The sequence below is a fragment of the Kocuria flava genome, assembly GCF_001482365.1.
Taxonomy (GTDB): Bacteria; Actinomycetota; Actinomycetes; order Actinomycetales; family Micrococcaceae; genus Kocuria; species Kocuria flava.
On record NZ_CP013254.1, the window covers coordinates 2,143,450 to 2,168,227 of the forward strand.

The following is a 24,778-nucleotide window of genomic DNA, read 5'->3' on the forward strand; positions in this document are numbered from 1 at the left end:
GCCTCAGACCAGCTCGCCGAAGGCCTCCACCGCCCGGGTGGGGCCCGTGACGAGGATCTGGTCGTCCTCGTAGAGCACGGTGCCCGGCTCGGTCGCCTCCCAGCCCTGGCCGGGGCGGCGCACGGCGACGACGGCGACCCCGTGGGCGCGGCGGACGTCGAGCGCGTCGAGCGGGTGCTGCTGCACCGCCTCCGGCGCGGGGCAGCGGATCAGCGCGAACCCCTCGTCGATCGAGAGGAAGTCCAGCACCCGCCCCTGGATGAGGTGGGCGGCGCGCACCCCCATGTCGTGCTCGGGGCTGATCACGTGGTGGACCCCGAGCTGGTCGAGGATCTCGGCGTGCGGGGTGGTGATGGCCTTCGCCCAGATCTCCGGGTGGCCGAACTTCAGCAGCCGGGAGGCGACCAGGATGCTGGCCTGGACGTCGGAGCCGATGCCCACGACGACCTTGTCGAACTCGTCCACGCCCAGCTGGCGCAGGACCTGCTCCTGGGTGGCGTCGGCGCGCACCACGGAGGTGAGCCGGCCGTTGAGCTCCTGCACGACCTCCTCGGCCGTGTCGATGCCGAGGACCTCGGCCCCGTTGCGCATCAGCTCGAGGGCGAGCGCGGCGCCGAAGCGGCCCAGGCCGATCACGGCCACGGTGGCGGGCTCGCGGCGGCGGCGCGGGGAGCGGTGGGCGGCGGAGCCGCCGCGGGCGGGGAACATGCGGGGAGCCTCCGGGGAGTCTCGGGCGGCCGGGTGCGGCCGCGGAGCGAACGGGTCGGGGTGCCTCAGCCGATCAGGGGTCGTTCCTTCGGCAGCTCGTAGAGCGTGCGGCGGGTGCGGGCGGCCAGGGCCGTGGCCACCGTGATGGGCCCCAGCCGGCCCAGGAACATCAGGGCGACGAGCACGAGCTGCGCCGCGGGGGAGAGCTGGGCGGTGATGCCCGTGGACAGCCCCACCGTGGCGAAGGCCGAGACCACCTCGAAGAGGATCCGGTCCAGGCCCAGGTCCTCGTGCAGGAGCATCAGCACCGTCGTGGCCGTGGCCACCGCGCCCAGGGCGAGCACGACCACGGTGGTGGCCTGGCGCTGGACCGACCGGGAGAGCCGCTTGCCCAGGACGGTGACGGCACCCTGCCCGGTGATCTCGGCCCAGGCGACGAAGCCCAGCACGGCGACCGTGGTGACCTTCAGCCCGCCGGCGGTGCCGGCGGGCCCGCCGCCGATGAGCATGAGCAGGTCCAGGCCCAGCCAGGAGACGGGGTGCATGGCGGCGACGTCGATGCTGTTGAAGCCGGCGGTGCGGGCGATCACGGACTGGAAGAGCCCGGCGAGCAGCTTCTCGTCCGTCCGCATCGGCCCGAGCGTGGCGGGGTTCGACCACTCGACCGCGCACAGGAAGACGGTGCCGGCCCCGAGCAGGACCGCGGTGGCCATGAGCACGAGCCGGGTGTTCATGCTCCACCGCAGCGGCCGGCGCCACTCCCGGCGCAGCTGCTGGAGGACGGGGAAGCCGAGGCCGCCCAGGACGACCGCGACCATGAGCGGCAGGGTGATCCACGGGTCGGCGGCGAAGTCCGTGATCGACAGGGAGTAGAGGGCGAAGCCGGCGTTGTTGAACGCCGAGACCGCGTGGAAGACCCCGTGCCACAGGGCGCGGGCCGGTTCGTAGCCGTAGCCGAGGCCGAAGCGCAGCCCCAGGGCGGCGGCCACGGCGGCCTCGATCACCACGGTCGTGGCGAGGATCCGCAGCAGCACCCCGCGCATGTCCCCGTAGCCGGGGCTCTTCGTCTCCGTGGCGCTGGTGATCCGGGCCGAGAGCCCCAGGCGCCGGAACAGCAGGATCCCCAGCACCGTGGCGAAGGACATCACGCCGAAGCCGCCGAGCTGGATCAGGGCCAGGATCACGGCCTGGCCGAACGGGGTCCAGTAGACGGGGGTGTCGACCACGACCAGCCCGGTCACGCAGATCGCGGAGGCCGCCGTGAAGAAGGCCTCCAGCGGCGTGGCCGCCCCGGGGCCGGTGCGGGCGGCGGGGAGCAGGAGCAGGACCGTGCCCACGGCCAGCGCGGCGGCGAAGGCGCCGACGAGCAGCTGGGCCGTGCGCTTGGGCGTGACCTCGCGCGGGTCGGTGGTGCGGCGGGGACGGGGGGTCCGGGCGCGGGGCCCGGCCCGGCGGGTGAGGCGGCGGACGCGGGCCCGCAGCAGTGCCTCTTCCAACGGCATGCGCACAACCTACACCCGCCGCGGCCTCCCGGCCCACGACGACGGCGGGCCTACACGTAGCTGTCGCCGGCGATGGTGCGCAGGGCCTGCTCCAGGGCGGTGGTGGGCCGCCCGATCAGCCGGGACAGGTCCCCGGTGACCAGGTCCAGGGCGCCGTCCTCGATGTTCGCGTCGAGGGCCACGAGGAAGCGCGCGGTGGCCTCGTCGACCCCCGACTCCTCGAGCGCCGCGAGGTGCTGCTCCGGGCTCAGCCGGCGGTGGACCACCTCGCGCCCCAGCACCCGGGTGAGGGTCGCGGCGAGCTCGTCGTGGTCCCACGCGGTGTCCCCGGAGAGCTCGTAGGTCTGCCACGCGTGCCCGTCCTGGGCGAGCACGGCGGCGATGCCCTCGGCGTAGTCCTCGCGGGTGGCGCTGGCCACCCTCCCGCCGCCCGCGTTGGAGAGCACGAACCCGGTCTCGGCCGCGTAGTGCACGGCGGGCTCGAAGTTCTCCGTGTACCAGCCGTTGCGCACGATCGTCCACGGCAGCCCGGAACCGGTGACGAGCTCCTCGGTCGCCAGGTGCTCGTCGGCCAGCAGCAGCTTCCCCCGGTCGGCGCCGAGGGCGCTGGTGTAGACGAGGCGCCCGGCCCCGGCGCGCACGGCGGCCTCGACCGCGTTGCGGTGCTGGTCCACCCGGCTGCCGACCTCGCTCGAGGAGATCAGCAGGACGGTGTCGGCGCCGTCGAACGCGGCGTCCAGGCTCGCCGGGTCGCCGTAGTCGATCCGGGCGGTGGTCAGCTCCAGCTCCCGCAGGGAGCGCAGCTTCTCCCGGCTGCGGCCGGCGGCCACGAGCTGCTCGCGCGGGACGTCCAGGCGCAGCAGGGCGCTGAGCACGAGCCGGCCCAGCTGGCCGGTCGCGCCGGTGATGGCGATGGTCATGGCGGTCCTTCCCGAGCCGGCCCGCGCACCTGCGCGCGGTGGTGCTCCTGTCCTACGGCAGGCGGGGCGGGTTGTCCAGCACCGGGGCCCGATCGCCTCCGGAGGAACCCGCCCCGGGTGTCGGGGGCGGCGCGTAGCCTGGGGACCATGAGCCTCGCGCAGAAGATCAACCGCGTCGTCGCCCCCTTCGAGGTGATCTCCGACTACCGTCCCGCCGGCGACCAGCCGAAGGCGATCGAGGAGCTGGCCACCCGCATCGAGGCGGGCGAGAAGGACGTCGTGCTCCTGGGCGCCACCGGCACCGGCAAGTCCGCCACCGCCGCGTGGCTGATCGAGCGCGTCCAGCGGCCCACCCTGGTGATGGTGCAGAACAAGACGCTGGCCGCCCAGCTGGCCAACGAGCTGCGCGAGCTGCTGCCCAACAACGCCGTCGAGTACTTCGTCTCCTACTACGACTACTACCAGCCGGAGGCCTACGTCCCGCAGACGGACACCTTCATCGAGAAGGACTCCTCGATCAACGAGGAGGTCGAGCGGCTGCGCCACTCCGCGACCAACGCGCTGCTGACCCGCCGCGACGTCGTCGTCGTCGCCACCGTCTCGTGCATCTACGGCCTGGGCACCCCCGAGGAGTACGTCGCCCAGATGGTGACCCTGCGCCGGGGGGAGGAGATGGACCGCGACGAGCTGCTGCGGAAGTTCGTGAACATGCAGTACGCCCGCAACGACGTCGACTTCCACCGCGGCACCTTCCGGGTGCGCGGGGACACCGTCGAGATCATCCCGATGTACGAGGAGCACGCGGTGCGGGTCGAGTTCTTCGGCGACGAGATCGAGTCGATCTACACCCTCCACCCGCTCACCGGGGAGATCATCCGGGAGGAGACCGAGATGTACGTCTTCCCCGCCTCCCACTACGTCGCCGGGGCCGACCGGATGGCCCGGGCCGTGAAGACCATCGAGGCGGAGCTCGCCGCGCGGCTCGAGGAGCTCGAGTCCCAGAACAAGCTCGTCGAGGCCCAGCGGCTGCGCATGCGCACCACCTACGACCTCGAGATGATGGAGCAGATGGGCTACTGCAACGGCATCGAGAACTACTCGCTGCACATCGACGGCCGCCCCCGCGGGTCCGCCCCGCACTGCCTGCTCGACTACTTCCCGGACGACTTCCTGCTCGTGGTCGACGAGTCCCACGTGACGATCCCCCAGATCGGCGGCATGTACGAGGGCGACATGTCCCGCAAGCGCACCCTGGTGGAGCACGGCTTCCGGCTGCCCTCGGCGATGGACAACCGGCCGCTGAAGTGGGACGAGTTCCTCGAGCGGATCGGCCAGACCGTCTACCTCTCCGCGACCCCGGGCAAGTACGAGCTCTCCCAGGCCGACGGCTACGTCGAGCAGATCATCCGCCCCACCGGCCTGGTGGATCCCGAGGTGATCGTCAAGCCCACGAAGGGCCAGATCGACGACCTCCTCGAGGAGATCAACCTGCGGGTCGAGCGCGACGAGCGCGTGCTCGTGACCACGCTGACCAAGCGGATGGCCGAGGACCTCACCGAGTACCTCATGGAGCACGGGGTCAAGGTCCAGTACCTGCACTCGGACGTCGACACCCTGCGCCGCGTCGAGCTGCTGCGCGAGCTGCGGATGGGCAGCTTCGACGTCCTCGTGGGCATCAACCTCCTGCGCGAGGGCCTGGACCTGCCCGAGGTCTCCCTGGTGGCGATCCTCGACGCCGACAAGGAGGGCTTCCTGCGCTCCACGACCTCCCTGATCCAGACCATCGGGCGCGCGGCCCGCAACGTCTCCGGGCAGGTGCACATGTACGCCGACCGGATCACCGACTCGATGGCCACGGCGATCGACGAGACGAACCGGCGCCGGGCGATCCAGGTCGCCTACAACGAGGAGCACGGCATCGACCCGCAGCCGCTGCGCAAGCGGATCGCCGACATCACCGACCAGCTGGCCCGGGAGGAGGAGGACACCCGGGAGCTGCTCGCCCAGCGCGCCGCGGCCGGGAAGAAGACCGCCGCCACCGGGGGCCGGGACGCCGCGGCCGCCGCCGAGGACAAGCTGCGCCACGACGGCCTGGCCGCGGCCCCCGCCGAGGACCTCACCGACCTCATCGCCCAGCTGACCCAGCAGATGCAGGCCGCCGCCGAGGAGCTGCAGTTCGAGCTCGCCGCCCGGATCCGCGACGAGCTCGGGGACCTGAAGAAGGAGCTGCGGCAGATGCAGCAGGCCGGCCACGCCTGAGCCCGCGCCCGGGGGAGGACCCGCCCGAGCCCGCACCCGGCGGCTGGTCCTCCGGGCGGCCGCCCGCGCACGGTGCCCGCCCCGGACTGGGGTAGAGTGCTCCCCGCGCAGGGGAGTATCCCTCAGCGCTGCGGTCGTCAGCACGCCGGGCAACGGAGCCGGGCCGGTCGCAGCGGTCGCACCCCGGCACGGGCCCCGTCCGCCCGGGACCGGCGGAGATACTTGCGGCCCATCGTGATGCCCCGGCCGGCCCCGCCCCACGGACGACGCCCGACCGAGGGCACACCCGTCCCCGAGCGAAAGAACTCGCGTGCCCACACAACTGCCTGCGTGGTTCGAGATCGGCTCCTTCGTCGTCCTCGGCTGCATCCTGCTCTTCGACCTGGTCCTGGTCGCCAAGCGCCCCCACGAGCCCTCCATGAAGGAGGCCGGCACCTGGGTGGGCGTCTACGTGGCGCTCGCCCTCGTCTTCGCCGGGCTCATGTTCGTCTTCGCCGGCGTCGAGCCCGGCACCCAGTTCGTCGCCGGCTGGATCACCGAGTACAGCCTGAGCATCGACAACCTCTTCGTGTTCATCGTGATCATGGCCCGCTTCTCCGTGCCCCGGAAGTACCAGCAGGAGGTGCTGATGGTGGGCATCATCATCGCGCTCGTCCTGCGCGGGGTGTTCATCCTGCTGGGCGCCACGATCATCGCCAACTTCTCCTGGGTCTTCTACCTCTTCGGTGCGTTCCTGCTGTGGACCGCCTGGCAGCAGGCCAAGGACGACGGCGAGGACGAGGCCGAGGAGAACGGCCTCATCCGCCGCCTGCGCACCGTGGTGCCCATGACCGATCACTACGACGGCAACCGGCTGCGCACCACCGTGGACGGCAAGCGGGTGTTCACCCCCATGCTCGTGGTCTTCGTCACCATCGGCGTGACCGACCTGATGTTCGCCTTCGACTCGATCCCCGCGATCTTCGGCCTCACCCAGAGCCCGTTCATCGTCTTCACGGCGAACATCTTCGCCCTCATGGGCCTGCGCCAGCTCTACTTCCTGCTGGGCGGGCTCATGGAGCGGCTGATCTACCTCAAGCACGGCCTGTCCCTGATCCTCGCGTTCATCGGCGTGAAGCTGCTGCTGCACGCCATGCACGAGAACGAGGTGCCGTTCATCAACGGCGGCGAGCACATCGGCTGGGCCCCCGAGATCCCCACGTTCGTCTCCCTGGGCGTGATCGTGGCGATCATCGCCGTGGCGACGATCGCCTCGCTGCTCAGCCCCCGCGGCCGCTCCGCCCACGCCGCCGCCGAGCTGCAGCGGGCCATCGACAGCTACCGCTCCCTCGGGGAGGACGCCGCGACCGGGCAGATCCGCCGGGTCCAGGCCGAGCTGGTGCGCACCCACGGCACCGCCGAGACGGCGGCCCGCCGGGCGCCCGTCGTGCTGCCGGACGTGCACGAGCACACGGGCAAGACCCTGGACGAGCACCGCACCGAGAGCGCGGCGCACCGCCCGGAGCAGCCGGCCGGGCGCTGAGCCCCTGCCGCACCGGAACCCCCGGGGCCCGTCCCGCCGCACGGCTAGACTGGCCGCAGCGTAGGGGAGTATCCCTTCAGCGCTGCGGACGTCAGCACGCCGGGAGCCAACGGGCCCGGCCGGACGCAGCGGCCGGTCCCGGCGAGCCACAGGTGCCGCGGGCGGCGGAGAGACTTACGGCTGTCCCGTCCCCGACCCCGAAAGCGAAACCATGGAAGTCTCGACCACCGTGTGGGTGCTGACGATCGTCGCGATCGTCGGCCTCCTGCTGTTCGACTACGTGTTCCACGTCCGCAAGGCCCACGAGCCGCAGCTGAAGGAGGCGGCGATCTGGTCGGCGATCTACGTCGGCATCGCCCTCCTGTTCGGCCTGTTCGTCCTGTGGGAGTGGGGCGGGGTCTACGCCGGCGAGTACTACGCGGGCTACATCACCGAGAAGGCGCTGTCGGTCGACAACCTCTTCGTGTTCCTGATCATCATGGCCTCGTTCAAGGTCCCGCGCGCCGACCAGCAGAAGGTCCTCCTGTTCGGCATCACCTTCGCCCTGGTCGCCCGCACCGCCCTGATCTTCGTGGGCGCCGGGCTGATCAACCAGTTCGCCTGGGTCTTCTACCTCTTCGGCCTGATCCTGCTGCTGACGGCCGGGTCGCTGATCAAGGGCGAGCTCTCCGAGGGCGACCACGACGAGGCCGACAACTTCGTGGTGCGCCTGGCCAAGCGCTTCATCCACACCACCGACTACTACGACGGCGACAAGCTGTTCACGATCCACAACGGCAAGCGGGCCATGACCCCGATGCTGCTGGTGATGGTCGCGATCGGCGGCACCGACGTGCTCTTCGCCCTCGACTCGATCCCCGCGATCTTCGGCCTCACCCAGCAGCCCTACCTGGTGTTCACGGCCGTGGCGTTCTCCCTGATGGGCCTGCGCCAGCTCTACTTCCTCATCGACGGGCTGCTGGACCGGCTCATCTACCTCTCGTGGGGCCTGGCGATCATCCTGGGCTTCATCGGGATCAAGCTCATCCTGCACGCCCTGCACGAGAACACCCTGGGCTTCATCAACAACGGCGAGCACGTGGAGGTCGTCGAGGTCTCCATCGGGCTGTCCCTGACCGTGATCATCGGGGTGCTCACCGTGACGATCCTCGCCTCCCTGTACAGCCCCAAGGGCCGGGCCCTGCGCACCATCAGCGGCCTGCAGCAGGTCGCCGAGCAGTACGTGACCCTGCCGCAGGACGCCCCGGAGGAGCGCCGGCGGGCCCTGGCCACCAAGGCCGGCCGGCTCCAGGAGCAGATGGCCAAGGTCTCCCCGAAGCACCGGGAGGAGCTCATCGAGTCCGAGAAGCACTTCCACGACCTGCTGGACCGGGCCCGCGGCAAGCACCGCGAGTTCGAGGCCACCGGCGTGGCCCCCGAGCCCGACCCGGTCCCGGACCCCGAGGCGGAGTCGGTCGAGGGCGCCCACGCGGACACCCAGCAGGCCGCCGGGACCACCACCCCGGACGGCCCCCGCGGCGGCAGCTCGGCGGTCTGACCCGGCCGGGGGCACCCCGCCCCCGCAGCGGCGCAGCCCCCGGTGCGCACCGAACAGGTGCGCACCGGGGGCTGCGCCGTCGTCGGGCGTCCGCTCGCCCCGGTGCCGGGGTCCGGTCAGCGGCCGGTCTCGGTCACCGGCCCCACGTTGTCGACGAGCACGGCCGGGAAGCCGTCCTCGTCGGAGGCCCGCAGGTCGATGCGGGCGTTGATCCCCCAGTCGTGGTGGCCCTCCGGGTCGTCGAAGACCTGCAGGACCGTCCAGTACCCCGGCATGCCCTCGGGGTGCTCGTCGATGCGCACCAGCCCGGGCCCGCGCGACTGCGGGTCGGTGTAGATGTCCTCGTGCTCGTCGAAGTAGGCGTCCATCGCCTCCGCCCACCGGTCGCGGTCCCACCCGTGCTCGCCGTCGAGGGCGCCCAGGACCTTGTCCTTCTCGTCGGCGAACAGCTCCACCCGCTGGAACAGCGCGTTGCGCACCATCACCCGGAACGCCCGGGGGTTGGCGGTGATGGCGGGGGGCTGCTCGTCGATGAGCTCCTCGAGGGAGTCGGCGGTGGTGCCCATGGGCGACTCCTCCCCGGCGGCGAGCTTCTCCCACTCGTCGAGCAGCGAGTTGTCGGTCTGGCGCACGAGCTCCCCGAGCCACTCGATCAGGTCCGAGAGGTCCTCGCGCAGCAGCTCCAGGGGCACGGTCTGGCGCAGCGCCTTGTAGGCGTCGGAGAGGTAGCGCAGCAGGATCCCCTCGGAGCGGGCCAGCCCGTAGAACTGCACGTAGTCGCCGAAGGTCATCGCCCGCTCGTACATGTCCCGGACCACCGACTTCGGGGTCAGCTCGAACTGGGCGACCCACGGGGCGGAGGCGCGGTAGGTCTCGAAGGCCTGGCCGAGCAGCTCCTCGAGGGGCTTCGGGTAGGAGACCTCCTCGAGCTCCTTCATCCGCTCCTCGTAGTCCAGGCCCTCCGCCTTCATCGCCGCGACCGCCTCGCCGCGGGCCTTCTTCTCCTGCAGGTTCAGCACCTGCCGCGGCTTCTCGAGGGTCGCCTCGATCACCGAGACGACGTCCAGGGCGTACGAGGGGCCCTCCCGGTCGAGCAGGGTCAGGGCCGCGAGCGCGAAGGGGGACAGCGGCTGGTTCAGGGCGAAGTTCTCCTGCAGCTCCACGGTCAGCCGCCAGGTGCGGCCCTCCTCGTCGGGCTCGGGCAGCCGCTCGACGACGCCGGCGGCGCGCAGCTCCTTGAGGATCCCGATGGCCTGCTTGACCAGGGCCCGCTGCCGCTGCGGGGTCTCGTGGTTGTGCGTCAGCAGGTGCCAGGCCGCCAGAACGGGGTCGCCGGGGCGCTGGAGGATGTTCAGCAGCATCGAGTGGGTGACCGTGAAGGAGGAGCTCAGCGGTTCCGGCTCGGCGGCCACGAGGGTCTCGAAGGTCGGCTTCCCCCAGGAGACGAAGCCCTGCGGGGGCTTCTTCCGCGGGACCTGGCGCAGCTTCTTCTGGTCGTCGCCGAACTTGGCCTGGGCCTTCTTCAGCGCCTTGGTGTTCTCGATGACGTGCTCGGGGGCCTGGACGACCACGGTGCCGGCGGTGTCGTAGCCGGCCCGGCCGGCGCGGCCGGCGATCTGGTGGAACTCGCGGGCGTTGAGCCGGCGGGTGCGCTCGCCGTCGAACTTGGACAGGGCGGTGATGACCACGGTGCGGATGGGCACGTTGATGCCCACCCCGAGGGTGTCGGTGCCGCAGATGACCTTCAGCAGCCCGGTCTGGGCGAGCTGCTCGACGAGGCGGCGGTACTTGGGCAGCATCCCGGCGTGGTGGACGCCGATGCCGTGGCGGACCAGCCGGTTGAGGGTCTTGCCGAAGCCCGCGGCGAAGCGGAAGCCGCCGATCAGCTCCCCGATCCGCTCCTTCTCCTCCTTGGACAGGACGTTGACGGACATCAGGGACTGCGCCTGGTCCATGGCCTGCAGCTGCGAGAAGTGCACCACGTAGACCGGGGCCTGGTTCGTGCTCAGCAGCTCCTCGAGGGTCTCGTGGATGGGGTCCTCGGACCAGTAGTGGTGCAGGGGGATGGGCCGCTCGGCGGAGGCGACCGTGGCGGTCGGGCGTCCGGTGAGCTCGGTGAGGCCCTCATCGAAGCGGCTGACGTCGCCCAGGGTGGCGCTCATCAGCAGGAACTGCGCCTGGGGCAGCTCGAGCAGCGGCACCTGCCACGCCCAGCCGCGCTGGGGGTCGGCGTAGAAGTGGAACTCGTCCATGACCACGGGCCCGAGGTCGGCGTCGCGGCCCTCGCGCAGCGCCACGTTGGCGAGGATCTCGGCGGTGCAGCAGATGATGGGCGCCCCCGCGTTGACGGCGGAGTCGCCGGTGACCATCCCGACGTTCTCCGCACCGAAGATCTCCAGGAGCGCGAAGAACTTCTCGGAGACCAGGGCCTTGATGGGCGCGGTGTAGTAGGAGCGCTGCCCGGCGGCCAGGCCGGCGACGTGCGCGGCGATGGCCACCGTGGACTTCCCGGAGCCGGTGGGGGTTGCCAGGATCACGTTGGCGCCGCCGGAGAACTCCAGGACGGCCTCGTCCTGGGCCGGGTAGAGCTCCATGTCCCGGGAGGCGATCCAGCCGAGGAAGCCCTCGTAGACCTCGTCGTCGGAGAGGGGGTTGGTGACGAAGTCGCCGCGGTCGTACGGGTGGCCGGGGGTGCCGAGCTCGGGGGAGAGGGCTTCGAGGAGTGTCATCGCCCCCAGCCTATCCGCCGCCGGTCCCCGCGGGGCCGGGCCGCAGCTCCTCCTCCGCTGCCCAGGGGCGCAGCATCCGCTCCGTGGGAACCCACCACAGCAGCGCGGCCCAGGTCAGCGCGCCGGCGGCCGTCGCCGCCGGCCCCGGCAGGGGCGCCCAGGCCCACGCGGCGCCGGCGAGCGCGGCGCCGGCGGCCAGCGCCGCGGCCGGGGCCGGGCGCAGGAACCCGGTGAGCACGAGCAGCCCGACCGCGGTCAGCGCCAGGGCCGCGGGCGCCCCGGGCGGCAGGGCGGGCGGCGGCACGGGACCGAGGGCGGCGGGGACCCACAGGGCCACGGCGGCGAGGACGACGACGCCGGCCCGCACCGGCTCGTCCCGGGCACCCTCCGGCGGCAGCCGCAGCAGCAGGGCCGCCGCGGCGCGCTCGGCCGCCACGGCCCCGCCCAGCAGCACGAGCACGAGCGGCCCGTGGCCGTGGACCGCGGCGGCGGCGGCCGGCAGCAGCAGCGCCACCGCGGCCGCCGCGAGGACCCCGGCCCGGCGGGCGGCGCGCGACCGGGCCGCGGCCACGACGGCCGGGGGCACGGGGCCGGGCACCGGGCCGGGGTCCGCGGGCCCGTGGGTCCCCGGAGCGGCGGGAGCGCCGGCGGCCCCGGGGGTGGTCGCCGTGCCGGCCGCAGTCCGGGGCAGGCTCCCGGCCGGGGGCGCCGTCCCGGGCACGGGCCGCCGGGGGCGGGCCCCGGCGGTGAGGACCCGGGTGCGGGCGCAGACCCGGGACCACCGGTGCCGGCCCCGGCGCGCCGAGCGCACCAGCGAGACCGCGAGCACGGCGGCGGCGGCCGCGACGAGCCCGGTCCACCCCGGGGCGGGCCCGCCCCCGGGGGCGGCCGCGAGCACGAGCCCGGCGGCACCGGCCACCAGGGCCGCGGCGGCCCGCACGGGGGTCAGCACCAGCGGGGCGAGCACGAGCAGCGGGCCCAGCACGAACAGTCCCGCCTCCCACACGGCCCGGGGCAGGTCCGGGGTGCCGGCGAGGGCGCGCCCGAGCACCCGCAGCCCGCGCGAGGCCAGGCCGATCCGGTAGCCGGGGGCGAGCCGCCCGAGGCCGTCGGCCCCGCCGGCGGGGAGGCCGCCCGCCCCGCCCGGGCCGCCGTCCCGGGCGGCGACCAGGGCCTCCTGCAGGTCCCGCCGGTCGCGCACGGCCGCGGCGTCCGCGGCGGGCGGGCCGAGCACGGGTCCCTCGGCGCCGTCCGGGCCCCGGGCGCTGAGGCGGGCCAGGAACCCCGCGGCCCCGGCGGCCGCGTCGAGGCGGCCCCACCACCAGTCGTCGACCCGCCAGGCGGCGGCGAGGAAGCCCTGGAAGTTCAGCAGCCCCGTGCCGGCGAGCTTCGCCGCGGCGGGCACGCGGCCGGGGACGGGGGAGAGCAGCCGGTCCAGCTCCTCGTCGGTGGGCTCGGGGGCGTGCAGGGCCTGCTGCAGGCGCACGCGCCCGGCGGCGCGCTCGAGGCCCGCGGCGGCGGGGCCCGGGGCGGGCGGCTGGTCGCCGCGAACCTCCCCGTAGGCGATGCGGGAGACGGCCCCCGGCACCCCGGCCGCGGCCAGGGCCGGGGGCAGGTCCCGGGCGCCCAGCGGCGCCGGCGGGGCGGGCAGGCGGCTCCACGGCGCGCCCGCCCAGGTCTGCGCCCACGCGGGCCGGTCCGCGTCGGGCGGGGCGGGGCGCCAGGTGCGCAGGGCGGCGACGGCGGCGTCGAGCACGTCCCACCCCTCGGCGGGACCGTCCGGGCGCCACCACGCCGCCACGGCATCGGTCACCGGGGCGCCGGGGGCGGCGGTGGCGGCCAGGACGTCGCGCAGCAGCCGGTCCTGGGCGTGGCCCGCCCCGGCCAGGACCGCGTAGGCGTCCGCGCGCACGGCCTCCAGATCGAGCCCGGCGGGCACCGGCGGCGGGTCCCGGGGATCCAGGGCCACGTCCTCGAGGGCGCGCACCCAGGCGAGGACGGCCGCGGCGGCGTCGGCCAGGGCGGCCGGTCCCTCGAGCACGGCCCGGGCCGCGGGGTCGTCCAGGGGCCCGCGCGCGAGCTCCTCCGCCCGCTGCACCAGTGCCGTGCCCAGCGGCTCCAGCTCGGCGGGGGTGCGGGCGCGCACCGCCGAGCGCTCCGGCAGGCTCGAGCGCAGCTGCCACTGCGCCGGGCGGGTCAGGACCCGCACCAGCAGCCGCGCGTCCGTGCGGGCCCGGTGGCGCAGGTGCGCCCGGGCCCGCTCCTCGAGCGCGGCGGGGTCCCAGCGCTCCAGCAGCGGGGCCAGCTGGTGCAGGCGGCTGCGGGCCACCCGCTGGCCGGCGAGCCAGTCGGCCAGGGCGAGGACCTCGTCCTGGCCGGTCTCGCGCCGCCGCAGCCGGGTCAGGGTCGCGGCGAGGGTGCGGGCGAGCCGCGGCAGGTCGAGGTCGCGGGCGGGCGGGGCCGGCCGGGCCGGCGGGTCCGGGTCGAGGTAGAGCAGGCAGCGGTCGGCGTGGCGCAGGGACCGGCGGGTGCGGGCGGCCTCGAGGGCCCGGTCGACGGGGACGTTGTCGAAGACCCCGCCGTCGATCACCCGGTAGGGCCCCAGCCGGGGGTCGCGGTGGGCGGAGAACGCGTGGGTGAGGTCGGGGCGGGGCAGCGGGCGCAGCGGGCCCGGCGTCGGCGCCGACCACACCGCGGCCGGCTCGAAGGCCCCCGGGAAGGACGCCGTGGCGCGGGCGGCGTAGGCCAGGCGGGACAGGGCCGCGGCGGGCGCGGCGGCGTCGGGCGCGGTCCCCGGGCGGGCCGGGACGGTGCTCCCGGGCGGGGGAGCGGGGGCCCCGGGGGTGGGGGTGGTGAAGCGGAAGCCGGCCCGGCCCTCGGCGGCCGCCCCGGGGGCGGCCGGGTCGCCGTCGAGGACCGTGGCCGAGAGCTCGACCGTGACGTGCTCGGCGACCAGGTCGGGGTGGCCGGGCCCCGTGTGCACCGCGTGCAGGACGGACTCCAGCTCCGGCCACAGGTGCTCGTCGCCGCGCAGCAGCGAGTCCACGGGCCCGCGGCCCAGGGGCCGCAGCAGCCGGGAGAGGCCCGCGCCCCGCTCCCACAGCCCGGCGAGGGCGTCGAGGCCGGCCCCGGAGCGCTGGGCGACCGCGTGCACCACGGCGTTGAGCCCGCCGGCGCTGGCCCCGGCCAGGACGTCGAACTCCACCCGGTCGTAGCCGGCCCCCGCCAGCAGCCGCGCGTAGACGCCCGCCCGCCGGGTCAGCGACGGGTCCGGGTCCGGGCCCGGGTGCAGCAGGAACGCGTGCACCTGCCCGTCCGGGTCGCGGTGCAGCCGCAGCCGCCGCAGGACGTCGAGCTCGGCGAGGGCCCCGCCGATCCACACGGCGAGGCTGACCCCGCCGCGCAGGGCCAGGGCCACGCGCAGCGTCCGGCCCGTCGCCGCCGGGCGGCCGGCGACGGCCTCGGCGAGGGACCGGCCCGCGGGCACGACGCTCAGCCGGGGCACCGGCGTCCGCGGGTCGGTCACGGCCCGGTCAGCCGCGGCGGGCGTCGGCGCGGCGGCACAGCAGGGCGAAGACGGCGCCGGAGAGGTTGTGCCACACCGAGAAGACCGCCCCGGGCAGGGCCGCGAGCGGGTTCAGGTACTGGGCGGCCAGGCCGGCGGCGAGCCCCGAGTTCTGCATCCCGACCTCCACGGCCAGGGTGCGCCGCACGGGCACGGACCGGCGGGTGAGCACGCCCACGAGGTGGCCGAGGGCCGTGCCGAGGACGTTGTGCAGGGCCACGGCGGCCAGCACGAGCAGTCCCGCCCCGGCGATCCGGTCGGCGCTGCCGGCGACCACGACCGCCACGATCACCGCGATCGCGGCGACCGAGACCCAGGGCAGGGCGGGCAGCGCCCGGGCGACGAGCCGGGGCAGCAGCAGCCGCACGGCCAGGCCGACGACGACGGGCAGCAGCACGATCCGGGTGATCGACCCGGCCATCGCGGCGCCGTCGACGGGGAGGTACTGCCCGGCCAGCCACAGCGTCAGCAGGGGAGTGAGCACCGGGGCCAGCAGCGTGGAGACCGTGGTCATCGCCACCGACAGCGCCACGTCCCCGCGGGCCAGGTAGGCGACCACGTTGGAGGCCGCGCCCCCGGGGGCCGCCCCGACCAGGATCACGCCCGCCGCCAGCTCCGGCGGCAGCCGCAGGGCGAGGGCCACGGCCAGGGCGAGCAGCGGCATGAGGCCGTACTGGGCGGCCACGCCCAGGGCCACGGGCAGGGGGCGCCGGGCCACGAGGGCGAGGTCGGCCGGGCGCAGGGTCAGGCCCATGCCGAACATCACGAGCCCGAGCAGCGGGTTGACCCATCCCGAGAGCCCGGCGGCCCCGGGGGCGAGGAAGCCCGCCAGCCCGCCGGCGAGCACGAGCACCGGGAAGAGCAGGACCGCGGCGTAGGCGCCCCGCTCGGGCGCCGCCGCGGTCGCGGATCCCCGTCCGGTCACCACCCGCGGGCGCGCCACTCGTCCAGGTGCGGGCGCTCGGCGCCCAGCGTCGTGGGCCGGCCGTGCCCGGGGTGGACCACGGTGTCGTCGTCGAAGCGGTCGAAGATCCGCTCGCTGACGTCGGTGATCAGCTGCCGGAAGTCCTCGGGGCTGTTCGTCTTCCCGACCCCGCCCGGGAACAGGGAGTCGCCGGAGAAGATGTGGGCCGGACCCTCGGGGTCCCGGTAGACCAGGGCGATGGACCCTGGGGTATGGCCCCGCAGCCCGATCACCTCGAGGTCGAAGCCGTCGAGCTCGGCGGTGTCGCCGTCCTCGAAGGTGACGTCCATGGGCACGGCGATGTCGGCCTCGTCGTCGGCGCCGCAGGCGGTCATCGCCTCGGACCGGGAGCGGACCTCCTCGAGGGCGCGCACGTGGTCCCAGTGCGAGTGGGTCGTGACGATGAGCTGGAGGTTGCCGTAGGACGCCGAGCAGTCACCGCAGCCGGCGCCGACCAGACCGGCGATGGCGCGGGCGTCGTCGGCGGCGTCGATGAGGACCTGGGTGCCCTCCTTCTTGGAGGTGAGCAGGTAGACGTTGTTGTCCATCTCCCCGACCGAGATCCTGCGGACGGTGACCTCCGCGAGGTCGATGACCTCCGTCTTGGTTGCGATCATGCGCCCCAGGCTACTCAGGGTCCTCCCAGCGAGCCAGTCGGGCGGTCCCGCCCCGCCGCGGCGCGCCGGGAGGGGGCCGTGCGCGCCGCGGTGGGATCCCTCACACCCGGCCCCGCAGGGCCGCCGCGGCCTTGTGCCCGCCGGACCCGGACCGTAAAGTTGCGTGCAGCAACGAAACATCCGGGCACCCGGACCCACCCCGCCGCGTCGGCGCCGACGCGGGCCCCGCAGCGCGGGGACGTGCGGTCCGGGTGCCCGTCGTCGTCCCCGCCGCCGTCCCGAGGAGGAACCCCGTGCCCGTCTCGCACGAGACCGCCGTCGAGCTGGTGCGCGACCTGCTGGAGCTGCAGCGCGTGATGCGCCGCGTCACCAAGGTCGAGCCCGGCCGCCGCCGGCTGAGCCCTACCTCGGTCGGGCTGCTGTCCTACCTGACCAGCACCGGCCCCCGGCGCGCGACCGTCATGGCCGCCGAGACCGGCCTGGGCCCCTCCGGGCTGAGCCGGCAGCTGGCCGGGCTCGAGGAGGCCGGGCTCGTCGAGCGCACCCCCGACCCCGAGGACGGGCGCGCCGCCCTGGTCGCCGTCACGGACCACGGCCGCGACGAGGTGCGCGCCGCCGTCGAGCTCGACGCCCAGCGCCTGGCCGAGCGCCTGGCCGGCTGGGACGAGGACCGCGCCCGGTCCAGCCGCGGCGCCATCAACGAGATCACCACCGTGTTCCTCGACTCCCTCGGCGTCGAGCGCACCACCTCCTGCCGCGGCGGCCACGAGCCGCCGGACGGGGCGGGCCCCGCCGGGGCCCCCGAGGACCGACCGCAGCACGCCGAGCACGAGGAGCAGACCGCACGATGACGTCCCAGCACCCGACCACCGCCCCGGGCGGGGGCACCGGCGCCTCGCACCGGGACGTCCTGCGCGCCCTGACGGCGATCCTGTCCGTGTTCTTCATGGCGATGGTCACCCTCACGATCATCGGCACGGCCCTGCCCGTGATCATGGCCGACCTCGACGGCGACCAGACCTCCCTGGCCTGGACGGTCACCGGCACCCTGCTCGCCAACGCCGCGACCACGCCGATCTGGGGCAAGTTCGCCGACCTGTTCGACAAGAAGCGCCTGCTGCAGCTGGCCATCGTGATCTTCGTGCTCGGCTCCGGCATGGCCGGGCTGGCCCCGAACGTCGAGTTCCTCGTCCTGGCCCGCGTGGTCCAGGGCGTGGCCATGGGCGGGATCATGGCCCTGGCCATGACGATCATGGGCACGATCATCCCGCCGCGCGAGCGCGGCCGCTACGCCGGGTACATGGGCGCCGTGATGGCCGTGGCCACCTCCGCGGGCCCCCTGCTGGGCGGGCTCATCGTGGACCTCTTCGGCTGGCGCTGGGTCTTCCTCATCCCCGCGCCCCTGGCCGTGCTGGCCGCCGTGCTCGTCCAGCGCACCCTGCAGCTGCCCCCGCAGCAGAAGCGCCGCCCGCGCATCGACTGGCCGGGCATCGTCCTGCTGCTGCTGGCCTCGACCTCCCTGCTGCTGTGGGTCTCCCTGGCCGGCAAGCCCGGCACGTTCGCCTGGGCCTCGGCGACCTCGGCCGCCCTCGTGGGCACCGGCCTGGCCGCCACCGTGGCCTTCGTGCTCGTCGAGCGGCGGGCGGCCGAGCCGGTCGTGCCCATCCGCGTGGTCACCGAGCGCACCACCGCGCTCGCGATCGTCGCCGCCGTGGCCACCGGCGGGGCGATGTTCGCCTCGACCACCTACCTGGGCCAGTACTTCCAGCTCGGCCAGGGCTACACGCCCACCATGGCGGGGGTGCTCATGCTCCCGCAGGTCCTCGGCTCGCTCGTGGGCGCGACCGTGGCCGGGCAGCTGATCACCCGCTACGGGCGCTGGAAGATCGTGCTCGTGGTGGCCGCGGTGCTGATGTCCGCCGGGCTGTTCCTGGCCGCGACCATCGGCCACGACACCCCCGTGGCGCTCGTCGGCGCCTACATCCTGCTCATCGGCACCGGCATCGGCGCGCTGAACCAGAACCTCGTGCTGGCCGTGCAGAACACCGTGGGGCTGAAGGACATGGGCGCGGCGTCGTCCTCGGTCGCGTTCTTCCGCACGATGGGCGGGGCCGTGGCCGTCTCCGCGTTCGGGGCGCTGCTGAGCTCTCACCTCTCCGGCGCCCTCGCGGCCGAGGCCCGCGCCGGCAGCGCCGCCGCCGCCTCGGCCGACGCCTCGGAGATGGACCTCGCCGCCCTGCCCCCGTCGGTCGCGCAGGTCGTGCAGGAGGCCTACGGCTCGGGCACCGCGCTGATCTTCCTCGTGGCCGCCGTCGCGTCCCTGTTCACGCTGGCCGCCGTGCTGCTCATCAAGGAGGTGCCCCTGCGGCGCACGGTCGACATCGTGGAGGTCGACCCGCACACCGGCCAGGTGCGCGTGGTCACCCGCAGCCTCGACGCCCGGGAGGTGCGCCGGCGCCGGTCCGCGGCGGCCGGGGACGGCCCCCCGGCCGGCGACGGCGACGCCCCGGCCGGCGGGCCCGGCGGACACCCCGCCCGGGAGCGCGAGGACACCTCGACCGGGCCCCTGGACCGCCTGTGAAGCCGCCCACCCGGCAGGCCCGGATGTCCGGGCCCGGTACTACAGTGGAACGCGTGTCCGAACCCATCCCCGCGTCCACCCTGGTCCTGAACGACTCGTCCCCCGAGGAGCGCGCCGCCGCCGACGAGCCGCCGGCCGTGCCGTCCCCGGCCCCGCGCGCCGGCGGCCGGTCCGACCTGACCGAGATCGTCGTGCAGGGCGCCCGCGAGCACAACCTGCACGACGTCTCGTTGACCGTCCCGCGCGACGCCATGGTCGTGTTCACGGGCCTGTCCGGGTCCGGGAAGTCCTCCCTGGCCTTCGACACCATCTTCGCCGAGGGCCAGCGCCGCTACGTCGAGTCCCTGTCCTCCTACGCCCGGATGTTCCTGGGCCGGGTGGACAAGCCCGACGTCGACTTCATCGAGGGCCTGTCCCCGGCGGTGTCCATCGACCAGAAGTCGACCTCCCGCAACCCCCGCTCGACCGTCGGGACGATCACCGAGATCTACGACTACATGCGCCTGCTGTGGGCGCGCATCGGCCGGCCCCACTGCCCCGAGTGCGGGGAGCCCATCGAGCGCCAGACCCCGCAGCAGATCGTCGACCAGCTGCTGGAGATGCCGGAGCGCACCCGCTTCCAGGTCCTCGCCCCGGTCGTGCGCGAGCGCAAGGGCGAGTTCGCCGACCTCTTCCAGGAGCTCTCCGCCAAGGGCTTCTCCCGGGCCACCGTGGACGGGGAGACCGTCCAGCTCGCCGACCCGCCGAAGCTGAAGAAGCAGTACAAGCACACCATCGAGGTCGTCGTGGACCGCCTCGTGGTCAAGGACGGCATCCGCCAGCGCCTGACCGACTCGGTCGAGACCGCACTGGGCCTGGCCGAGGGCCGCGTCGTCGTCGAGCTCGTCCCGCGCACGGACGAGGAGATCGCCCACCCGCTCGAGCTGCGCCGGCCCTTCTCCGAGAACCTGGCCTGCCCCAACGAGCACCCCCTGCAGGCCGACGAGATCGAGCCCCGCTCCTTCTCCTTCAACGCCCCCTTCGGCGCGTGCCCCGAGTGCGACGGCATCGGCTCCCGGCTCGAGGTCGACGAGCAGCTCGTGGTGCCCGACCCGGACCTGAGCCTCGTGGAGGGCGCGATCGCCCCGTGGTCGCTGGGCAAGGCCACCAGCGACTACTGGAACCGGCTGCTGGCCGGTCTGGGCGAGGAGCTCGGCTTCGACCTCGTCACCCCGTGGCACAGGCTGCCGGCCAAGGCGCGCAAGGCGATCCTCGACGGCAAGGACTACGAGGTCACCGTCGCCTACCGCAACCGCTTCGGCCGCGAGCGCCGCTACACCCAGGGCTTCGAGGGCGTGGTGGGCTACATCAAGCGCAAGCACGCCGAGACCGAGTCGGACTCCGCCAAGGACCGCTACGAGCAGTACATGCGCCAGGTGCCCTGCCCCGCCTGCGACGGCGCCCGGCTGAACCCGACCATGCTCGCCGTGACCGTGGGCGGGAAGAACATCGCCGAGACCACGCGCATGCCCATGCGCGAGGCCCAGGAGTTCTTCCGCGACCTGCGCCTGAGCGCCCGCGACGCGCAGATCGGCGACCAGGTGCTGCGGGAGATCCAGGCGCGCCTGACGTTCCTCGTGGACGTGGGCCTGGACTACCTCAACCTCGAGCGCGCCGCCGCGACGCTCTCCGGCGGCGAGGCCCAGCGCATCCGCCTGGCCACCCAGATCGGCGCCGGCCTGGTCGGGGTGCTCTACGTCCTCGACGAGCCCTCCATCGGCCTGCACCAGCGGGACAACCGCCGGCTGATCGAGACCCTGACCAAGCTGCGGGACATGGGCAACACCCTCATCGTCGTCGAGCACGACGAGGACACCATCCGCGAGGCCGACTGGGTCGTCGACGTCGGTCCCGGCGCCGGCGAGCACGGCGGGCGGATCGTCCACTCGGGCACCTACGAGCAGCTGCTGGCCAACGAGACCTCGCTGACCGCCGACTACCTCTCGGGACGGCGCTCCATCGCCGTGCCGGCCGCGCGCCGGCCGGTGGACCGCAAGCGGATGCTCAAGGTCGTGGGCGCGCGCGAGAACAACCTGCGCAACCTCGACGTCTCGTTCCCCCTGGGCGTGCTCACCGCCGTCACCGGGGTCTCCGGGTCGGGGAAGTCCACGCTGGTCAACGACATCCTCTACACCGCCCTGGCCAACAAGCTCAACGGCGCCAAGCAGGTCCCCGGCCGGCACAAGCGCATCGACGGCGTGGACCAGCTCGACAAGGTCGTGCACGTGGACCAGAGCCCCATCGGGCGCACCCCGCGGTCCAACCCCGCCACCTACACCGGGGTCTTCGACCACATCCGAAAGCTCTTCGCGGAGACCCCCGAGGCGAAGGTGCGCGGCTACCAGCCCGGCCGCTTCTCCTTCAACGTCAAGGGCGGGCGCTGCGAGGCGTGCACCGGCGACGGCACGATCAAGATCGAGATGAACTTCCTCCCCGACGTCTACGTCCCGTGCGAGGTGTGCAAGGGCGCCCGGTACAACCGGGAGACCCTCGAGGTCCACTACAAGGGCCGCACGATCGCCGAGGTCCTGGACATGCCGATCGAGGAGGCCGCGGAGTTCTTCAAGGCCTTCGGCCCGATCGCCCGCCACCTGAACACCCTCGTGGACGTCGGCCTGGGCTACGTGCGGCTGGGCCAGCCGGCCACGACGCTCTCCGGCGGCGAGGCCCAGCGGGTGAAGCTGGCCGCGGAGCTGCAGAAGCGCTCCAACGGGCGGTCGATCTACGTGCTGGACGAGCCGACCACGGGCCTGCACTTCGAGGACATCCGCAAGCTGCTGCTCGTGCTGCAGGGCCTCGTGGACAAGGGCAACACCGTGATGACCATCGAGCACAACCTGGACGTCATCAAGTCCGCCGACTGGATCGTGGACCTCGGCCCCGACGGCGGCTCGGGCGGCGGGCAGGTCGTGGCCGAGGGCACCCCGGAGCAGGTCGCCGCCCACCCGGACAGCCACACCGGCCGCTTCCTGGCCGAGATCCTGGGCACGGCCCCCGCCGGGAGCGCCCGGTGAGCGCCCCGGTGGTCCTGTGGGACCTCGACGGCACGCTGCTGGACCCGGCCGGGGCGATCACCGGCGGGATCGCCCGGGCCCTGGCCGAGCACGGCCACGCCGTGCCCGAGGACCTGCGCCGGTTCGTGGGCCCGCCCGTGGGCGTGTCCCTGCGGGCCTTCACCGACGTCCCGGAGGAGCGGATCCCCGAGGTCGTGGCCACCTACCGGGCCCGGTACCGCACGGAGGGGATCGAGCAGACCCGGGTCTACCCCGGCGTGGCCGAGCTGCTCGGGAGCCTCCACGGCGCCGGGGTCCGCATGGCCGTGGCCACCCAGAAGCCCGAGCCCACGGCCGAGCTGCTCGTGGCCCGCTTCGGCCTCGACCGCTGGGTCGAGACCGTCTCCGGGGCCGCCGACGACGCCGCGGCCGTCCCGCGCGGGGGCCTGGCCCACGACAAGCCCGCGATCATCGGCGAGGCCCTGCGCCGGCTCGGCGTGCACGCCCCGGACCCGGCCCGCACGGTGATGGTCGGGGACCGCCGCTACGACGCCGAGGGCGCCGCCGCCCACGGCCTCGACTGCCTCGGCGTGGCCTGGGGCTTCGCCGACGAGGACGAGCTCGGTGCCTGTTTCGCCGCCGTGGCCCGCGACGCCGCCGAGCTGGCGGGTCTGCTCGCCGGCTACACGAGCCCGGCCCCCGCGGGCCGCTGAGGGGGGACCGGACCGTGGCCGATCCGGCGACCTACCGACCCGCCCGCCAGGACATCCCCACCGACCCGGGGGTCTACCGCTTCCGCGACGAGCACGGGCGGGTGATCTACGTGGGCAAGGCGAAGAACCTGCGCAACCGGCTCAGCTCCTACTTCGCGCCCCTGCACGCCCTCAGCCCCAAGACCCGCGCCATGGTCACCACCGCCGCGGGCGTGGAGTGGACCGTGGTCGGCAGCGAGCTGGAGTCCCTGCAGCTCGAGTACACCTGGATCAAGCAGTTCCGGCCCCGGTTCAACATCGCCTACCGCGACGACAAGTCCTACCCCTACCTCGCCGTGACGATGGGGGAGAAGGTCCCCCGGGCGCAGGTGGTGCGCGGGGAGAAGAAGAAGGGCCACCGCTACTTCGGCCCCTACTCCCAGGCCTGGGCGATCCGCGAGACCCTCGACGCCCTGCTGCGCGTGTTCCCCGTGCGCACCTGCTCGAAGGGCGTCTACCGGCGCGCGGAGCAGTCCGGGCGCCCGTGCCTGCTCGGCTACATCGACAAGTGCTCCGCCCCGTGCGTGGGCCGGATCTCCGCCGAGGACCACTACGCCCTGGCCGAGGACCTGTGCCGGTTCATGGCCGGGCAGGCCACGCCGTTCCTCAAGGAGCTGCAGCGGCAGATGCAGGAGGCTGCCGCGGCCACGGACTTCGAGACCGCCGCCGCGCGCCGGGACGACATCGCCGCGCTCGAGAAGGCGTTCGAGCGCAACGCCGTGGTGCTCTCCGACTCCACGGACGCCGACTTCTTCGCCCTGGCCGAGGACGAGCTCGAGGCCGCGGTGCAGGTCTTCCACGTGCGCGGCGGGCGCATCCGCGGCCAGCGCGGGTGGGTGACCGAGAAGGTCGAGGAGGCCGACGGCGGGCGGCTGCTCGAGCAGCTGCTCGAGCAGGTCTACGGCGAGACCGCCGCCGAGGCCGCGGAGTCCACCGCCCTCGCGGCCGCCGCCGCACCCCCGGAGCGCGGCTCCAAGCACCGGCCGGCCGCCGAGCTGGCCTATCGCGAGGACGCGATCCCGCGCACCGTGCTGCTCTCCGAGCCCGCCGACAACGCGGACCGGCTCGAGGAGTGGCTCTCGGAGCTGCGCGGCTCCCGCGTCCACCTGGCCGTGCCCCAGCGGGGGGAGAAGGCCCACCTGATGGAGACCGTCCGGGAGAACGCCCGGCAGGCGCTGAAGCTGCACAAGTCCCGGCGGGCGGGGGACCTCACCACCCGCTCGGCCTCCCTGCAGGAGCTGCAGGAGGCCCTCGGCATCCCCGTGCCCCTGATGCGGATCGAGTGCTACGACATCTCCCACGTCCAGGGCACCAACGTCGTCGCCTCGATGGTCGTCTTCGAGGACGGGCTGCCCCGCAAGGCCGAGTACCGGAAGTTCTCCGTCACCGGCGAGGCCGCCCGCGACGACACCGCCTCCATGTACGACGTCATCTCCCGCCGGTTCCGCCGCCACCTGGCGGAGAAGGCCGAGCGGGAGGCCGGGGGCCCCCGCACCGGCGCGGTCGACGCCGCGGCGGAGGTCCCCGAGCGGGCCCCGTTTGCCTATCCGCCCAGCCTCGTCGTCGTCGACGGCGGGCCGCCGCAGGTGGCCGCCGCCGCCCGCGCCCTGGCCGACCTCGGGGTCGACGACGTCCACGTCGTGGGCCTGGCCAAGCGCCTCGAGGAGGTGTGGGTGCCCGGCGACGACTTCCCGGTGATCCTGCCGCGCGCGAGCCAGGGGCTGTACCTGCTCCAGCGGATCCGGGACGAGGCCCACCGCTTCGCGATCACCTTCCACCGCCGGAAGCGCTCCGCGGCGATGACCGTCTCCGCGCTCGACGGCCTGCCGGGGGTGGGCCCCGCCAAGCAGAAGGCGCTGCTGAAGCACTTCGGCTCGGTGCGCAGGCTGCGGGCGGCGCGCGTGGAGGAGATCGAGGAGGTCCCCGGCTTCGGGCGCACCCTCGCCGAGAAGGTCGCCGCCGCCCTCCGGGACCAGGGCCGGGACACCGCCCCCGCGGTCAACACGACCACCGGCGAGGTGCTCTCCTGAGCGGGGTCCCGGCCCGATAGGCTGGCCGGGGAGCGCCGGCGGCCGCGGGCGGGAACGGAC

The 24,778-nt window shown here is 74.2% G+C and carries 14 protein-coding genes and 1 pseudogene; 8 read left to right on the plus strand and 7 right to left on the minus strand.

Annotation, left to right across the window (positions count from 1 at the left end; all coding sequences use genetic code 11):
- Nucleotides 1-3: 3 nt before the first annotated feature.
- From AS188_RS09535 to AS188_RS09545, 3 genes are all read right to left on the minus strand, one after another.
- Nucleotides 4-708, minus strand: coding sequence for a potassium channel family protein (locus AS188_RS09535; protein WP_058858652.1), 705 nt, complete (start codon nt 706-708; stop codon nt 4-6).
- 65 nt (nt 709-773) lie between these two features.
- Complete coding sequence (locus AS188_RS09540) at nt 774-2,210, minus strand: TrkH family potassium uptake protein (protein WP_083529376.1); 1,437 nt, start codon at nt 2,208-2,210, stop codon at nt 774-776.
- A 50-nt stretch (nt 2,211-2,260) separates the two neighbouring features.
- Complete coding sequence (locus AS188_RS09545; RefSeq protein ID WP_058858653.1) at nt 2,261-3,130, minus strand: SDR family oxidoreductase; 870 nt, start codon at nt 3,128-3,130, stop codon at nt 2,261-2,263.
- Between the two features lie 147 nt (nt 3,131-3,277).
- Between AS188_RS09545 and uvrB the strand changes: the two genes are divergently transcribed.
- From uvrB to AS188_RS09560, 3 genes and pseudogenes are all read left to right on the plus strand, one after another.
- The gene (gene uvrB, locus AS188_RS09550; protein WP_058858654.1) at nt 3,278-5,389 is read left to right on the plus strand and encodes an excinuclease ABC subunit UvrB; all 2,112 of its coding nucleotides are present in this window, start codon (nt 3,278-3,280) and stop codon (nt 5,387-5,389) included.
- A 310-nt stretch (nt 5,390-5,699) separates the two neighbouring features.
- A pseudogene (locus tag AS188_RS09555) lies at nt 5,700-6,725 on the plus strand (TerC family protein); the annotation flags it as partial.
- 397 nt (nt 6,726-7,122) lie between these two features.
- Nucleotides 7,123-8,448, plus strand: a complete 1,326-nt coding sequence (locus tag AS188_RS09560) for a TerC family protein (RefSeq protein ID WP_058858656.1) — start codon at nt 7,123-7,125, stop codon at nt 8,446-8,448.
- A 116-nt stretch (nt 8,449-8,564) separates the two neighbouring features.
- Here the strand turns inward: AS188_RS09560 and AS188_RS09565 are convergent, their stop codons facing one another.
- The 4 genes from AS188_RS09565 to AS188_RS09580 are packed head-to-tail and all read right to left on the minus strand — an operon-like array spanning nt 8,565 to nt 16,323.
- On the minus strand, nt 8,565-11,177 hold the full coding sequence (locus AS188_RS09565) for a DEAD/DEAH box helicase (protein WP_058858657.1): 2,613 nt from the start codon (nt 11,175-11,177) through the stop codon (nt 8,565-8,567).
- 10 nt (nt 11,178-11,187) lie between these two features.
- A complete protein-coding gene (locus AS188_RS09570; RefSeq protein WP_058858658.1) occupies nt 11,188-14,703 on the minus strand; it encodes a DUF3376 domain-containing protein in 3,516 nt (1,171 codons plus the stop codon).
- 7 nt (nt 14,704-14,710) lie between these two features.
- A complete protein-coding gene (locus tag AS188_RS09575) occupies nt 14,711-15,667 on the minus strand; it encodes a bile acid:sodium symporter family protein (protein ID WP_236944959.1) in 957 nt (318 codons plus the stop codon).
- The gene (locus AS188_RS09580) at nt 15,664-16,323 is read right to left on the minus strand and encodes an MBL fold metallo-hydrolase (RefSeq protein ID WP_058858660.1); all 660 of its coding nucleotides are present in this window, start codon (nt 16,321-16,323) and stop codon (nt 15,664-15,666) included. Before AS188_RS09580 ends, AS188_RS09575 begins: the two co-directional genes overlap by 4 nt.
- Nucleotides 16,324-16,616: 293 nt before the next feature.
- On the opposite strand from AS188_RS09580, the gene AS188_RS09585 reads away from it, so the two are divergent.
- From AS188_RS09585 to uvrC, 5 genes are read left to right on the plus strand one after another with little or no spacing between them, the layout of a single operon-like run.
- A complete protein-coding gene (locus tag AS188_RS09585; protein ID WP_058858661.1) occupies nt 16,617-17,174 on the plus strand; it encodes a MarR family winged helix-turn-helix transcriptional regulator in 558 nt (185 codons plus the stop codon).
- Nucleotides 17,171-18,904, plus strand: coding sequence for an MDR family MFS transporter (locus tag AS188_RS09590; RefSeq protein ID WP_058858662.1), 1,734 nt, complete (start codon nt 17,171-17,173; stop codon nt 18,902-18,904). Before AS188_RS09585 ends, AS188_RS09590 begins: the two co-directional genes overlap by 4 nt.
- Before the next feature lie 44 nt (nt 18,905-18,948).
- Complete coding sequence (uvrA, locus tag AS188_RS09595) at nt 18,949-21,957, plus strand: excinuclease ABC subunit UvrA (protein ID WP_236944960.1); 3,009 nt, start codon at nt 18,949-18,951, stop codon at nt 21,955-21,957.
- Nucleotides 21,954-22,649 carry an HAD family hydrolase gene (locus AS188_RS09600; protein WP_236944961.1) on the plus strand — a complete coding sequence of 232 codons (696 nt, stop codon included), beginning with the start codon at nt 21,954-21,956 and terminating at the stop codon, nt 22,647-22,649. The genes uvrA and AS188_RS09600 overlap by 4 nt, the downstream gene beginning before the upstream one ends.
- Before the next feature lie 14 nt (nt 22,650-22,663).
- The gene (uvrC, locus tag AS188_RS09605; protein ID WP_058858663.1) at nt 22,664-24,718 is read left to right on the plus strand and encodes an excinuclease ABC subunit UvrC; all 2,055 of its coding nucleotides are present in this window, start codon (nt 22,664-22,666) and stop codon (nt 24,716-24,718) included.
- Nucleotides 24,719-24,778 lie beyond the last annotated feature (60 nt).